The sequence below is a fragment of the Gemmatimonadaceae bacterium genome, assembly GCA_037721215.1.
Classification (GTDB): Bacteria; Gemmatimonadota; Gemmatimonadetes; order Gemmatimonadales; family Gemmatimonadaceae; genus UBA4720.
The window spans coordinates 45,787-59,822 of the sequence record JBBJNV010000018.1; the positions used below are offsets into that span (position 1 = coordinate 45,787).

Consider the following 14,036-nt stretch of genomic DNA (forward strand, 5'->3'; position numbering starts at 1 on the left):
CGGTCTGGTCCTGCATGATGTACCGGTTGATGCACTGGGTCACCGGCATAGCGCTGCACTGGTTTTACTCGAGCGTGCGGGTGGAGGGACGAGACCGGATCCCCGGAGACGCTCCAGTACTCCTCGCCGCAAGCCATCACAATGCTCTGGTCGATTGCCTGATCGCGGTGTGGCTCGTCCCTCGCCGGGTGACCATTACCGCTAAAGCCACGCTCGTTGATAATCCGGTAAATGCCTGGCTTTTCCGCATGCTTGGAATCGTTCCCCTCAGACGGGCTGGAGACGAAAAGAAGAAGTCTCCGACTGCCGGGCTCGACGCTGCGCGCAACGCCGGGGCGTTTGGAAGCCTGCTCGACGTGCTGGGCAAGAATGGGATGGTGCTCATTTTTCCGGAAGGGAAGAGTCACAGCGAGCCGGCACTTGCGCCCCTCAGAACAGGAATCGCGCGGATCGCACTCGAAGCTCGCGATGTGCGGAAAGTTCGCGGCCTTCAGATCGTTCCGCTTGGGCTCAACTTCGAGGAGAAGGGCAATCCCGGAACCGCTGTTCTGGCTGAGGTCGGTGAGCCGATTCTGATGGATTCGATGGGGGCGGTGGATGTTGAGACACTTACTGCCGAAGTCGCGCGAAGATTGAAGGCCGTGTCCCTCAAGTCACCCGTGGCTTCAAGCGAAGAGGGAGAGATAGCGGGCCGTAGCAGCGGTGCCCGGCCGTTCGTTACGATCGCGGCTGCGTGGGGAGAGCTGACGCATCGCCACATAATCAACTTTGCACGCGAACAGGCGCAGAAACGGGGGCGGAACGCCGACGACCCGGCGATGCTCACCATGATATTCGGGCTTCAGCTGATACTGATCTCGTATGTGGTTCAGTTTGCCGTTCTGGCCGCGATGTTCAATGTCTGGGTCGCCGCGCTGTACGTCGCGACATTGCCCGTTGGCGCATACTGGGCTGCCTTCAAGAATCACCATCGCCCCTCGGAGTAGCGGTCGAGCAGTACTTACTTCGTTTCGACCCAGTTGATGCCTGTACCGACGTCAACCACCAGTGGTACTGAGAGTTCAGCTGCATTCTCCATCTCAGCGCGCACGAGCTCGCTTACTGCTTCGAGTTCCTCAGGGGGTACCTCGAACACCAGCTCATCGTGTACCTGGAGCAGCATTTTCGCGGCGAGGCCCCGGGATGCAAATGCGTTATGAATCCGGATCATCGCGACCTTGATGAGGTCGGCCGCCGATCCCTGGATCGGTGAATTGGCCGCAGTACGTTCGCCGAATGCACGGATGTTGAAATTGCGCTCGCGTAACTCCGGGATGTAGCGGCGGCGACCAAGTATTGTCTGTACGTACCCGTGCTCCCGCGCGAATGCGACCATCGAGTCGAGGTAATGTCTCACACCGCTGAACCGCTCGAAATACCGAACGATGAACTCCTTAGCTTCTCCGTGCTCGATCTTGAGCTGGCGCGACAATGCGTGCGCACCCTGCCCGTAGATGGTGGCGAAGTTGATTGTCTTCGCCCGGGACCTCATCTCGGATGTGACATCATCCAGCGGGACATCGAAAATGATTGCTGCTGTCTGGCGATGGATGTCACCACCAGCATTGAATGCCTGCACGAACGCGGGGTCCTGCGATAGATGAGCAAGAAGCCTCAGCTCGATCTGTGAGTAATCGGCCGCCATCATCACCCATCCCTGTCGGGGAATGAACCCCCGCCTGATGTCCTTACCCAACTCCCGCCTGATAGGGATGTTCTGAACGTTCGGGTCACTCGACGACAGGCGGCCGGTTGCGGCGACGGTCTGGTTGAAGGAGGTATGGAGTCGGCCTGTGCGCGGATTGACCAGTTCCGGAAGCGCATCGAGGTACGTGTTCTCGAGCTTGGAAAGCTCTCTGTATTCCATCAAAAAGCCCGGCAGAGCGTGACCGGCGTCGGCCAGTTCCTGAAGAACGGTGACGTCAGTCGATGGGCCGGTGGTCGTCTTTTTGAGGACCGGAAGGCCGAGCCTGGTGAATAGGATTTCTCTGAGTTGAGGATTTGAGTTGATGTTGAACTCGGTTCCTGCTGCTGCGTAAATCTCTTTCTCGACCGCCTCTCGCTCCCGCCGAAATCGTTCCTTGAGGGATCGAAACCAGGGTATGTCGATCGTTATTCCCGTCCACTCGACTTCTGCCAGCACATGGACAAGCGGGATTTCCATGTCGTCCAGAAGTGGCTTGAGTTGGGCGCTATTTAGCTGAGGTTCAAAGATCGCGCGGAGCCGGAGAGTCATGTCCGCGTCTTCGCATGAGTAGTCCCGTGCCGCGTCAATCGGGCACTCATCGAATGCGACAGCCGCCTTTCCCTTGCCACAAAGATCGGCGTAGGAGGTCATCGTATGATCCAGGAATTCGACAGCAAGGACATCGAGCCCATGTGACCGACGGCCTGGGTCGAGCAGATAACTGGCGAGCATTGTGTCGAAGTCGAGGCCTTCGAGGCGTACTCCTGCCCGCCTGAGAATGAGCACGTCATCCTTCGAGTTCTGGGCAGTTTTCTTTACGGCAGGGTCTTCGAGCAGATCTCGCAACGGCCCCATTTCTGGGAAATTGAGGGGTGAAAGGTTTATCACTGGCGGGTCACTGTCGCGAGACTGATGCCTCTCTGCCAGTAAACGGCCCGCTTTCCCTGTCCCGACCGGCAGTTTCGGCTGTACCCGACGCGCCGAGAGAGACGCTTCAGGAAGGTCGTCACCTCCCCTTACCAAACCCCGGTCTTCGCTGGAATCGGTGGGAGATCTGTCTCCGGCGGCATCCATCAGAAGCTCGCCCTGATGCCCGCGCCACCCTACGTGGCGAAGCGGAAAGTAGTAGGCCTCGCCCGGACCGACCGCAATGGAAATGGACACCAGGGTAGACCGCAATGGATCCGCTTTCTGCGGACTGTCGAATTCAATGACCGTCTCGGTGTCGACAGCAATGGTACCGACAGTCCTCGCCCGTTCGACGACTTTGACCATCTCTTCAAGGGTATCGACCGTGACATACGAGACCGTTTCCCTGACAGCCGCAATCCGCTCTGGCGGAGGCGCAACCGTCTTCACAAGCGTGTGGAACTCGAGCTCTACGTAGAGCTCTCGCAGTCGGTCATGATCGCTGTCATGGATCTGCATCGATTCCCGGTCAAATTCGACTGGTAAATCGTCGCGTATAGTTACTAATTCCTTCGACAGCCGGGCATTATCCGCAAACTGCAGCAATGCTTCACGCGGACGTTTTTTCGGGATCTCGCTGGCGTGCTCGAGAATCGATTCAAGACTTCCGTATTTTGCGACGAGCTCGCACGCCGTCTTGTCGCCGATTCCTTTCACCCCCGGCACGTTGTCCGACGAGTCGCCGACAAGAGCCAGGTAATCGGTGACCCTCTCAGGGGGAACGCCAAGCCGTTCGCTGGCGTTCTCTACTCCCACCCAATGCTCTTCAACTCCAGCAGGGCCGCCCCGGCCAGGATTGAGCAGCCATACACCGGGCCTGATGAGCTGCTGAAAATCCTTGTCACCCGATACCACAACCACATTCAGGTTCTGCTCGAGCCCCTTGACGACGAGTGTGCCAATCACGTCATCAGCCTCGTAGCCCTTTAGAGCTATGATGGGAATCCGGTAGCCTTCCAGGAGCTGGCAAATGCGCTCCATTCCTCGGTCGAAATCGGCTTGAAGCTCCTCAGTGAGCTTTTCCCTCGTGGCCTTGTAAGCCGGATACACCTCGTGCCGAAATGAAAGTCCCGAGTCGTGGACCCATGCCAGATATTCTGGCTTGTGAGTTTGCAGCAACCGCTGGAGAAAGCTGGAGATGCCCCACACGGCAGAAGTGTTTTCGCCTTTGCTCGTTGTCAGAGGCCGGGAGATGAGCGCATAGAAGGCACGATAGATGAGCGCATACCCGTCGATCAGGAAAAGCCGCGGAGAGTCGGGAAGGTTCATGGCGGAATATACAAGGCCTCATAACCCGGTTATCTGACATGGTAGCGCCAAAACTCAAGGATTTCCGGAATCTCGCGACATACGGTTGTCAGGCTCTTTGCCCTGTCTATGATACTATTCCCAAAGAATTCTAGATTGTCCTACTCGGCCGAGATGGAGCGGGTGATTCCCTGAGCATGTCTTGGCCGCGCTGATGGTGGGAGCCTTTGGAACAGATCGCTCAGATGAATCAACACCGGCCAGCCGTCTTGTAAACACGCCCAATCCAGCCGGTTCTCTGGGCCTGCCCAGAGTGAGCACATTCGTACCGCCGGTGAATCGCTCGCAACTGCTCGCGCTGCCATGATCATGGTTCACGGAAGAAGCGCGACTGCGGAGAGCATTCTGACGCTGGTTCCCGCTTTCGATATGGATCGCTTTGCTTTTCTCGCACCACAGGCGTTCGGCAACACTTGGTACCCGAATTCGTTTCTTGCGCCACTTCAGTCCAACGAGCCGGGACTATCGGCGGGTCTTCAGGCAATGGGCAGCGTCATGACAGTTGCGCACACGGCTGGTATTTCGAATGAGCGGATCATACTACTTGGATTCTCGCAGGCGCTTGTCTCGCTATCGAGTACTCCGCTCGCAACCGCCGGAATCTATGGCGGGATCGCATGCCTCAGTGGCGGATTGATCGGACCCGATGGAACTCCGCGCAACTATCCCGGCAATCTGGGAAATACGCCAGTTTTTCTGGGCTGCAGCGATGTCGACCCACATGTGCCCGCAATACGCGTGCGGGAATCCGCCGCAGTAATGACGGAAATGGGAGCCAGCGTAACGCTGCGCCTGTATGCAGGCATGGGACATCCCGTAAACGATGACGAGATTACCGCCGTGCACGCCATGATGACCAAACTTATCCGGTCTTCCTAACGCACCAGCAAACGGGCATTCAAGTTCTGGAACTCCGTCTCACTGGATGGAGTCAGACGCCACCGACCGATTCCGGTTTCATCATAAAAAACGAGTCGCACCCTGTGTTGGGTGTACTCCCAGTATTGAAGCCGGCCACGCTGGGTAACCGAAGTTCTCGACAGTGGAGCGTTGGTCGTCTGCTCATAAAGCTGGTCCGGCTCTCCAAGCGACACGAAGACCTTGCTGCGATCGGCAAGAAAACCGGTCCTGGCGGGCCCGTCTTCCCGAAACCTGACCGCAGCCTGCTGCAGTCTGGCAAAATAGGTCTGAAGGCCTTCATGCTCAGGGGTAGCCGGCGCGGGATCACTTGAGCGAATGAATTCAGCCCACGCTGCCCCACGGCGGTCGACAGGTGTATCCCGGAGCGATCTGATACGATCTGGTGCCGCGTAATATCTGAGCTGAGACAGCAGATCCTCGAAAGAAAGAAGCGGAATGTCGCTTCCAAAACTGACAAAGACTGGCGTTCGGACTGTATCCGTGGCATCGCTACGTGTGAACGTGATATTGGCAATGCCAATACCAACACGCGATATAGGAATTTTCACCGCACCACTCAGAAGATTCCCGTGTCTCAGCAGTACCGTTGTATCTCTGAACGTCGCTACGCCACGATCATTCTGAACAACGTACGACACGGGGAGACGCGCCTGTTGGCCGTACCCTTCCAGATACACTGTGACAGAGCTATCCCGTCCAAAGACAGCACTGGATCGGGGGCTGGCCAGAATTTTGGGAAGCGAGTCAAGCGCCAGTCTGGGCACAGCTTCGTAAGCAAGCAGCGGTGTCGATAACCGGCCACCAGTCATACGTGGAACTGTAACCGCACCGTCCTGAGCAGAATTGCGATTGCTTGCAACGTCTCTGACGAGAAACGAGATGTTGTAGTCCGATGGGGGAATCCGAAAGTAATGCTGAAAGATCACGCTCTCGTCGGTTCGATTGACTTCCTTGAACGTGGCAACCCGCACCACCTCCATGGTGTTTACCGATTTTACTTCGGTTCCGCCTTTCGTCAACCTGACCCGCACCTCATAGGGGGCACGATACGTTTCGCCGTCCCTTATGAAGCTGAGCGCCCGGTTGGGTATGGATATGCTGACTAGCATCATCGTTGAGTCAGGTGATGCCGTTGCGAAGTAGGCAATCTTCCCGACGTACGAAATCGGAGTGTTCGTGGCGATGAGGCCCATCTGATGATAGACCGCACTTGGGTCGTTGGGCAGCGACGCCCCAGTGCCAGACGGAAAGGGCGGTGGCGATACTCCCACCGGCGTGTTGGACCGCTGGCTTGCGCACGCAACCCCCGTCAGGGCCACAGCACACAGCAGGGCAGATCGAATGATTCCAGTAGCAGGCATTATGGTATCTACCCTATCCAGGCAAATCGGTTTCTGTTACCTTCGCCGCGTGTCTCAGCAGAGCTTGGTAGGGTCTAAGATAGCCGGGTATACGATTCAGAGTGAGGTTGGCGAAGGCGGTACAGCGACAGTCTTCAAAGCCACTCATTCGGTCCACGGCACTGTGGCACTGAAGATACTCCGGGAAAAACTGCGCAGCGACCGCACCGCAGTCGCAAGATTCGTAAGAGAAGCACAATACGGCACTCGTGTCCAGCACCCCAACGTTGTACGCACGATCGAGATCGGGGAGACTGACGGCCTTCACTTTCTCGCCATTGAATGGGCAGCGGGAGATCTTCTCGAAAAGTATGCGAAACAGCACGCGCCCCTGCCATCCGAAGAAACGGCCGTCATCATATCCCAGATTGGAGCTGCAGTTCACGCATCGCACTTGGCTAACATCGTCCATCGCGATCTCAAGCCCGAGAATGTGATGTACGATGCAGGAACCCAACAGGTGAAGCTGCTCGACTTCGGAATTGCAACAGATGTTGAGTCACCTGCAGATGAAAGACTTACGAGAGCAGGATTTTTTGTTGGATCACTGATGTACATCGCTCCGGAAGCACTATCAGGAGAAATCGTCACGCCGGCTGCGGATCAATACAGTCTGGCGACCATTGCATATTACCTGTTGACTCGGTGTCTCCCCTATACCGCAAAGGCGCCACGAGAGATGTTCACTCAACTTCTCACTCTTCCGCCGATATCACTCAACGCGGCGAAAGAACGGCTGAAGTTCAGTACAACATTTGAAGCCGTCGTGATGAAAGCACTCTCAAAAGATCCTGGCGCTCGTTATCCGGATGTAATGACGTTCGCCGATGCTTTCAGGCATGCGGTTTCATACTCATCCTTACCCGAAAAGCAGGAAACGCCTGCTGATGATACCGGCATTTTAGCCAGAATGCGGGGAATTCTTCGCCGCGGATCCTGACTCCGCACCCATAACAGGAAGCCAGAGTGTAAACGTAGAGCCCTTGCCCGGCTCACTAATCAGGGAAAGCTCACCGCCCAGCAGTCTGGCCAGACGTCTGGAGATTGAGAGACCCAACCCTGTCCCCCGGTTGGAAGGAGCGGATCGTGAGGCCGACTCAACTTGCTCAAACTCCTCGAAAACTCTCTGAAAATCCGCACTTGAGATACCTATTCCAGTATCTATAACCTGGACTGAAAGCCAGGAATGCGGATAGCGTTCAGAATCTGGCAAATCTCGGGATTCAAGGTAGTCGACTGGAAGTCCATCGTTCCTGGCACTTTCCAGCGAAAGCAGGCGTGTTTTGACGACAATTGTGCCACTGTGTGTGTATTTCACGGCATTACCCAGAAGGTTGACCAGGATCTGACGTAGATGGGTGGGGTCACTGTGTATCCTCGGCAACGCGCTGCCCATTACAAGAGACAAAATGAGATTTTTCTCATTCACGAGTGACTCCATCTCGCTTGCGACATCCAGAATAAATGGCCGGATGTCGAGAGTCTCATTGTGTACCTCCAGTCGTCCAGCTACCATCTTTGCCAGATCCAGAATCTGGTCGACCAAGTGTCGGAGATGATTCGCAGATACTTCGATTCGCTCGACCGGCTTAACCTGTCGTGGGGAGAGATCACCATATACACCTTCCCGCAAGAGGTCCACAAAACCCACGATTGAGTTCAGAGGTGTTCGTAGTTCATGTGACACATTCGCCAGAAAGTCATTCTTCATCCGGTTTGACCGGAGGAGCTCAGCAGAGAGTCGTTCGAGCTCCAACGAGCGCTCCACTAACCGAGCTGCCTGGCGGCGTTCATGCTGCAGCAACAAGGCAAGACCCACAACAATGACGGCGACAATCAGATAGACCAGCGGCTGCATCTAACCCCTTGCAATCAATCACGAAATTCAAACCCTGTAATGACTGCCATGATACCCGTGAATAACTCGGCACGCCATGAGTGATCGAGACAGCCTCATTCGCCTTCTTGCCGAAAGATCGGTCAAGACAGGGAATTTCGTACTCGCTTCGGGAAAGACGTCCAGCGTTTATGTCGACGCCCGATTGACGACGATGAGTCCCGATGGGTTGTCCCTGATCGGGCCGCTCGGACTCGATACGATGATACGTGCCGGATGGAAAGCCGAGTCGGTTGGTGGTTTGACACTGGGTGCCGACCCGATCGCTTACTCCATCAGTTACGCCAGTGCCAGACTGGAGAGACCGATTCGAGCGTTCACCGTTCGAAAGCAGGTAAAATCACACGGAGCCGCAAATCTCATCGAAGGGCCCTTTCGCCCAACCGACAGTGTGGTCATCGTCGAAGATGTAATCACAACCGGAGGATCGGCTTTACGCGCTATTGATGCAGTGGAACAGGCCGGTGGAACTGTCATGGGGGTGCTGGCACTTGTCGACCGCGAAGAAGGTGGACGGGAAACGATCGAGGCAAGAGGCCTCGATGTTATCACCTTGTCGCGGATTACTGAGATTCTCGCTCTCCAATAACGATACCAGGGTCACGTGCCCGAACGTTTTGGTGGCACTTGGCGAAGCTCGTGATTTCTCTGACGAGTGATCCAGCCTGGACTTGTTGAGGCAGGATGGAAATCACGCAAAGTTTCGACGTGCGGAATCACTAGTTCCCGACGAAAATACTGAACCATACCAGCTCCATCGTATGCCTCCCGAAAGGCTACCGGCGATATTTTCATGACGGTCCTGATATGGCGCCCAAAGCTCTGGGGGGACGAATAGTCAAGATGGTTGGCAACGCTCGCAACAGATAAACCCGGGTTCTCAAAGAGTCTAGCTGCCCGGATGAGCCGGGCAAGCGAGAGATACCGCTTTGGTGCTGGCAGATGTGCACGAAAAAAACGGCTCATCAGGGTGCTTGGTAGAATGTGAAGTTGTCGGGAAAGTTGTCGAACAGTATGAATCTGAGGTGTATGGCTGAAGAGCAGCTCAAAGAACCGCCAGCAATCGGTGGGCGCGCCAGTCAGGTCGGAACTGAGTTGCCCCAATGCCGTTCGCTGCAGATCACTTGAACGCTCAGCGGCAAGAATATCGCGAAGTGCCTGCCAGCCTGAAGGCTGACGAGCATCAATGAGAATTCGAACACCGAGTTGACCCAGCTCAAGGACATTATGTGGTGTCGAATAGTGAGTCTCAGTCAACAATGCCATCGCGGGCACACGCGGAAACTCACGAACCATTGCTGCCATACGAGCACTACCCTGATGTCCATACCGCGCAATGGAGATCAGAATAGCGCCGGCGCGTCGCTCTCTCAGGTCACAGAGAACCTCTTCGAGTGACTCCCTGTGAAGCGCGGAGTAGAGACCTTCTGCAGCGGCATCGACCCTGAGCCTTTCACCTGGTGTAAGCATTGTCGAAACAGGCATCAGTTTGGAGGACAACTTGGGATGAGGTGACATTGCTACTCCGACGATAGGTATGTATTCAGCGATGCCAACCAGTATAATCCGTATGCGTCAGTCAGCCGTCAGCGTACAATGATCTTGAAAAGTCAGGGATCACTACGTTCTTTCCCTGCGACGTATATATATTCCCATGGAGCTATGTAATCAGCCGGACGGTCGCGTTTTTGTATCGATATGATACTAAACCGAGGAAAGTCCGGGCTCTGTGGGTAGATCGCCAGATAACACCTGGGCTTCAGAGGAGCGATCCTCCGTTGACGGACAGTGCCACAGAAAACAGACCGCCGCTCTTTTGAGCGGTAAGGGTGAAAAGGTGGAGTAAGAGCCCACCGCGTTGGTGGTAACACGAACGGCACGGTAAACCCCGGTTGGAGCAAGGCCAAGTAAGCGGCGAGAGCACCCACCTCGATTAAGACGCCGCGGGTAGGCTGCTAGAGAGTGCGAGTGATCGCACTTCGAGAGAAATGACCGTCACGGTGGTTTATTTCACCGGACAGAACCCGGCTTACAGGCTGATTACGCACGTGACAACCCTTTGCGGATCTGATCCGTGAAGGGTTGTGTGTCAAGAAAGGATCAATCTTTTACGACTGGGAGAAGACCAATTGATCGCCAGACATATCCTTCGCTGGTGTCCTCTGTTTTTGATCCTTGGTTGCGGCAGAACGATATCTCCGGAGCCGACAGTCCCAGACCGGGGCAACGTAACTGTCCCACCACCTGCAACTCCTGCGTCACCTGTGTCTGGAACCACTCGATCCTGGGTGCTTACGTCCGACGCGAGACCACACGTATACACTGCAGTCACGAGCGTCGTATTGGAGTTGGGAGCTGAAGCAGGCTCAGGTCAGGACTCAATGACCATTTCAAGCCGATTTGCCCTGAGCTTTGACCGTACCAATCCATCCACACCGATATCCGGTAATGTGGAGCGTTACTCGATTGAGGCCGGAAGCAGAGTTGGATCAATACCCAACGTCGTAACCCCGATCGTCTTCTCCGGAAACATCACAAATGGGCAGCTCAGTTTGAAGACAGTGGGACCGATATCGGAAACCACTGCGGCGCCGGTATGTCCAAATTCAGCATCTACCGCAATTGCCGGAATTCGTCGTATCACATTTCTGCTGCCCACACAAATCTCACGTGACATGACATGGATCGACAGTACGTCGTCGACCACTTGCCATGGCCTCACTCCGATTGATGTCACCCTGAGTTCCACCTATAAAGTCATGGGTGACACAAACCATCGAGGCAATGCCGCGATACTCATCGAACGAACAGGAGTGATTTCGACAGAAGGACAGGGCTCTGATGGTCAGCACACGGTAGCAGTCACCGGAAATGGGTCGACTGCCGGTCGGTTTTATGTCGACAGAGTTACCGGCCTGTTGCTGGGATCAGAGGATAGACAGGCAATGAAGATTATTGTCGCTTCGTCGGGCCGGCGACAGCAATTCAGTCAGACTGTCGTTGAGCGAGTAAACCTCGACAGCCAATAACGAATCGCTAGTCCACCAGGCGGAGAGGCATCACAAGACAAAGATAGGTCGCTGAATCCGACCAGCCTTCTGGCTCGAGAGTAGCGGCACGCTCTGGTGCTTTGAAGGTGAGACGAACTTCATCCGTCGGGATATACCTGAGGATCTCGAGGAGATAGCTGGCATTGAAGCCAATATCGAGTTGGTCTCCCGTGTACTTGATTGGAAGCTCGTCCTGGGCTTCACCCAGATCCGGGGTTTGCACACTGAATTTCAGCATCCCCGAGTTAAACGACAGACGAATCCGATGCGTCTGATCGGAAGCCACCACCGACATGCGTTTCAGTGCACTGATCAATGATGCCTTGTCGGCAATAGCTACACGATCATTATCCCGCGGAATCACCTGATCATACGGTGGGTACGGACCCTCGATGAGCCTGGTGTACACCGCGGTGAAGGGCGATCGAAAAGCGATATGATTCTCACCTCGTCCGATTTCCAGTTCTTCTTCAGCAGGAAACAGCCGACGCACCTGCTCGAGCGCCTTGGGCGGAATTATCAGATCGTTCGATCCGGCACTGGATGTGGCTGGTACATCCATTTTCGCCAGTCGGTGACCATTTGTTGCCACCATGCTCATTCGGTCCGGCCTGAGCTCCCAGAGCACACCATTCAGAATCGGGCGGCTTTCTTCAGATGACACTGCGAAAGCAGTATGGGAAATCAGTTTTTGCAGATCCCCTGATTTGATACGCCAACTGTCATCGAACTTTACAGTCGGGAACGTAGGAAACTCGTCCCTTGGAAGGCCAAGCAGTTTGAACTTGGACCGACCGCACTCGAGCGTGATTCTTTGCTCCCCTACCGCAGCCAGGCGGACCGGCGCCGGCGGCAGCTCACGCGCAATCTCAGATAACTTTTTTGCTGGTATCGTGACCGCACCGCTGGTCTCGACATCCGCGGCTACCTCAGTGCTGACCGCAATATCGAGATCGGTGCCAGACAGCTTTATCCCTCGATCTGTCGTTTCGACAAGGATATTCGCGAGAACAGGGAGGGTTGTCTTTCCGGGAATGCTTGCTAGAACTGCGTTAAGACCTTCCTGTAGCTTCTCTCGGGAAATCGTTAGCCGCATTCAGGGATCCTTAATGTGGACAGTTTATCGGCAGGTTACTACAACTCTTCTGACTAGATACAAACTCGTAGTCGTAGTAGGTGATGTGGAGATGTTTACGAAGCGGCAGAAGTTATTACATATAATGCACTTCCGCTATTGAAGCTCGTGTGAATGATGGCGCAGCCAGGCATCATTTATCACCAGGTTTTCGCATTACGACCCGGGAGCTACTTACTATCTGAGTGATTCCAACATTACCCGGATTTTATTCACTCGGGTTTTGAACACAGGATCAACCTTGGTTGCTTCAGTGATCTTTTCAATGCTGTGAATTACAGTGGAATGATCCCTGCCGCCGAAGGCATTACCAATCTCCACCAGTTGGGTGCTCAGGAGCTCGCGGGCGAGCAACATTGCTATCTGCCGAGGTAGGGTGAGCGTTTTGGTCCGTGTTTTTGAGCGAAGCCCTTCAGCGGTAACTCCCCACTCCCTGGCGACAGCCTTCTGGATTGTATTCATCGTGAGAGAAGCCCGACCGTCATCGAACGTGTCGTTCAGGTTGTCATTTCCACGAAGCTTGTCTCGTAGTGCCTCCCGGGCAACGTCGACTGATATGTCCTGGTGTTTCAATGAGGCGTACGCAAGCAGCTTTATAACTGACCCCTCCAGTTCTCGAACGCTCGACCGGACATTTTCCGCGATGAATCGGATGACATCGTCTGGAATGGTGTGCTCGAGATGATCGAGGTGTGACTTCTGCTTGAGAATTGCAACGCGGTGCTCGAAATCAGGCAACTCAATGTCGGCTACCATTCCCCACTGGAAACGGCTGACGAGTCTGCCTTCGAGGCCAGGGATTTCCGACGGCAACCGGTCGCTGGTCAGAACGATCTGCCTCCCGGCCTCATAAAGCGCATTAAAGGTGTGGAAAAATTCTTCCTGTGTTCCTTCCTTGCCCTTGAGAAAATGGACATCATCGATCAGCAGTAGATCCGTTTCCCGGTATTGACGACGGAAAGCAGCTGTGGTCCTGTTCTGGATCGATCCGATGAGATCGTTGGTAAATTGTTCGGTTCCTACAAATGTGATGCGAGTTTGCGGCTCAGTCGTGAGAATCCCATGGGCGATAGCCTGCATCAAATGTGTTTTGCCGAGCCCGGTGTCGCCGTAAATGAAGAGCGGGTTGTAGACTTTCCCGGGTGCTTGGGAAACAGCATGAGCGGCAGCAGCGGCGAGCTCATTCGATTTTCCAATGACAAAGTGGTCGAATGTGTACCGAGGGCTTAAAACCCCTTGGTTGTTCTTATTATGTCCCTGTGGTGTCGGTATGACGGCTTTAGGGGCGACAAAGAGATCCATCTGGGAACGCTTCCGTCGTTCTTCATGGACACGGAATACGACCTTGAGCGGATGTCCAAGCGCAATTGCGGCATAACCCGCCAGAAGCTCCGCATGTTTTGACTCATTCCAATCCGCTGCGAACTGATCAGGCACGCCTACTGACAGAACATTGTTGGTGATGTCCAGAGCCTCACTGGGCTCGAGCCAGGTTCGAAATGTCTGCTCTGGAATTTCATCTCGAGCGCGGTCGAGTAGTCGCTTCCAGACTTCTGCGGGAGTGAGTGACATGGGGAGCCAACCGTAGTCCATGATTGTGGAAAAGTCAATCCGCAGCCTTGTTACTTAA

The 14,036-nt window shown here is 54.8% G+C and carries 11 protein-coding genes and 1 other RNA gene; 6 read left to right on the forward strand and 6 right to left on the reverse strand.

Annotated elements, in window-relative coordinates; translation table 11 throughout:
- The first annotated feature begins 14 nt into the window (after positions 1-14).
- Complete coding sequence (locus WKF55_10935) at positions 15-986, forward strand: 1-acyl-sn-glycerol-3-phosphate acyltransferase (GenBank protein MEJ7760089.1); 972 nt, start codon at positions 15-17, stop codon at positions 984-986.
- Positions 987-1,000: 14 nt separating this feature from the next.
- On the opposite strand, the gene polA is transcribed toward WKF55_10935, so the two are convergent.
- Positions 1,001-3,964 carry a DNA polymerase I gene (gene polA, locus WKF55_10940; protein ID MEJ7760090.1) on the reverse strand — a complete coding sequence of 988 codons (2,964 nt, stop codon included), beginning with the start codon at positions 3,962-3,964 and terminating at the stop codon, positions 1,001-1,003.
- A gap of 348 nt (positions 3,965-4,312) precedes the next feature.
- Between polA and WKF55_10945 the strand changes: the two genes are divergently transcribed.
- Positions 4,313-4,882, forward strand: coding sequence for a hypothetical protein (locus tag WKF55_10945; GenBank protein ID MEJ7760091.1), 570 nt, complete (start codon positions 4,313-4,315; stop codon positions 4,880-4,882).
- On the opposite strand, the gene WKF55_10950 is transcribed toward WKF55_10945, so the two are convergent.
- Complete coding sequence (locus WKF55_10950; GenBank protein ID MEJ7760092.1) at positions 4,879-6,285, reverse strand: GWxTD domain-containing protein; 1,407 nt, start codon at positions 6,283-6,285, stop codon at positions 4,879-4,881. The two genes, WKF55_10945 and WKF55_10950, sit on opposite strands and share 4 nt — an antisense overlap.
- A gap of 1 nt (position 6,286) precedes the next feature.
- On the opposite strand from WKF55_10950, the gene WKF55_10955 reads away from it, so the two are divergent.
- Positions 6,287-7,264, forward strand: a complete 978-nt coding sequence (locus WKF55_10955) for a serine/threonine-protein kinase (GenBank protein MEJ7760093.1) — start codon at positions 6,287-6,289, stop codon at positions 7,262-7,264.
- On the opposite strand, the gene WKF55_10960 is transcribed toward WKF55_10955, so the two are convergent.
- A complete protein-coding gene (locus WKF55_10960; protein ID MEJ7760094.1) occupies positions 7,226-8,182 on the reverse strand; it encodes a HAMP domain-containing sensor histidine kinase in 957 nt (318 codons plus the stop codon). The two genes, WKF55_10955 and WKF55_10960, sit on opposite strands and share 39 nt — an antisense overlap.
- Before the next feature lie 76 nt (positions 8,183-8,258).
- Between WKF55_10960 and pyrE the strand changes: the two genes are divergently transcribed.
- Complete coding sequence (gene pyrE, locus WKF55_10965; GenBank protein ID MEJ7760095.1) at positions 8,259-8,810, forward strand: orotate phosphoribosyltransferase; 552 nt, start codon at positions 8,259-8,261, stop codon at positions 8,808-8,810.
- Between the two features lie 11 nt (positions 8,811-8,821).
- Here pyrE and WKF55_10970 read toward each other — a convergent pair whose 3' ends face one another.
- Positions 8,822-9,526 carry a helix-turn-helix domain-containing protein gene (locus tag WKF55_10970; protein MEJ7760096.1) on the reverse strand — a complete coding sequence of 235 codons (705 nt, stop codon included), beginning with the start codon at positions 9,524-9,526 and terminating at the stop codon, positions 8,822-8,824.
- A 359-nt stretch (positions 9,527-9,885) separates the two neighbouring features.
- Between WKF55_10970 and rnpB the strand changes: the two genes are divergently transcribed.
- Positions 9,886-10,269, forward strand: an RNA gene (gene rnpB / locus WKF55_10975) — RNase P RNA component class A.
- A gap of 333 nt (positions 10,270-10,602) precedes the next feature.
- On the forward strand, positions 10,603-11,250 hold the full coding sequence (locus WKF55_10980; GenBank protein MEJ7760097.1) for a hypothetical protein: 648 nt from the start codon (positions 10,603-10,605) through the stop codon (positions 11,248-11,250).
- Between the two features lie 7 nt (positions 11,251-11,257).
- Here the strand turns inward: WKF55_10980 and dnaN are convergent, their stop codons facing one another.
- On the reverse strand, positions 11,258-12,367 hold the full coding sequence (dnaN, locus tag WKF55_10985) for a DNA polymerase III subunit beta (GenBank protein MEJ7760098.1): 1,110 nt from the start codon (positions 12,365-12,367) through the stop codon (positions 11,258-11,260).
- A 216-nt stretch (positions 12,368-12,583) separates the two neighbouring features.
- Positions 12,584-13,999: a chromosomal replication initiator protein DnaA gene (dnaA, locus tag WKF55_10990; GenBank protein ID MEJ7760099.1), complete on the reverse strand. Its 1,416-nt coding sequence runs from the start codon at positions 13,997-13,999 to the stop codon at positions 12,584-12,586.
- Positions 14,000-14,036: the final 37 nt, after the last annotated feature.

Bases quoted from the DNA above. Each gene is read 5' to 3' on its own strand.
- WKF55_10935 (MEJ7760089.1), top strand. From the start codon at position 15: ATGATGTACCGGTTGATGCACTGGGTCACCGGCATAGCGCTGCACTGG.
- polA (MEJ7760090.1), bottom strand. From the start codon at position 3,964: ATGAACCTTCCCGACTCTCCGCGGCTTTTCCTGATCGACGGGTATGCG.
- WKF55_10945 (MEJ7760091.1), top strand. From the start codon at position 4,313: ATGGTTCACGGAAGAAGCGCGACTGCGGAGAGCATTCTGACGCTGGTT.
- WKF55_10950 (MEJ7760092.1), bottom strand. From the start codon at position 6,285: ATGCCTGCTACTGGAATCATTCGATCTGCCCTGCTGTGTGCTGTGGCC.
- WKF55_10955 (MEJ7760093.1), top strand. From the start codon at position 6,287: ATGGTATCTACCCTATCCAGGCAAATCGGTTTCTGTTACCTTCGCCGC.
- WKF55_10960 (MEJ7760094.1), bottom strand. From the start codon at position 8,182: ATGCAGCCGCTGGTCTATCTGATTGTCGCCGTCATTGTTGTGGGTCTT.
- pyrE (MEJ7760095.1), top strand. From the start codon at position 8,259: ATGAGTGATCGAGACAGCCTCATTCGCCTTCTTGCCGAAAGATCGGTC.
- WKF55_10970 (MEJ7760096.1), bottom strand. From the start codon at position 9,526: ATGGCAGCAATGGTTCGTGAGTTTCCGCGTGTGCCCGCGATGGCATTG.
- WKF55_10980 (MEJ7760097.1), top strand. From the start codon at position 10,603: ATGACCATTTCAAGCCGATTTGCCCTGAGCTTTGACCGTACCAATCCA.
- dnaN (MEJ7760098.1), bottom strand. From the start codon at position 12,367: ATGCGGCTAACGATTTCCCGAGAGAAGCTACAGGAAGGTCTTAACGCA.
- dnaA (MEJ7760099.1), bottom strand. From the start codon at position 13,999: ATGGACTACGGTTGGCTCCCCATGTCACTCACTCCCGCAGAAGTCTGG.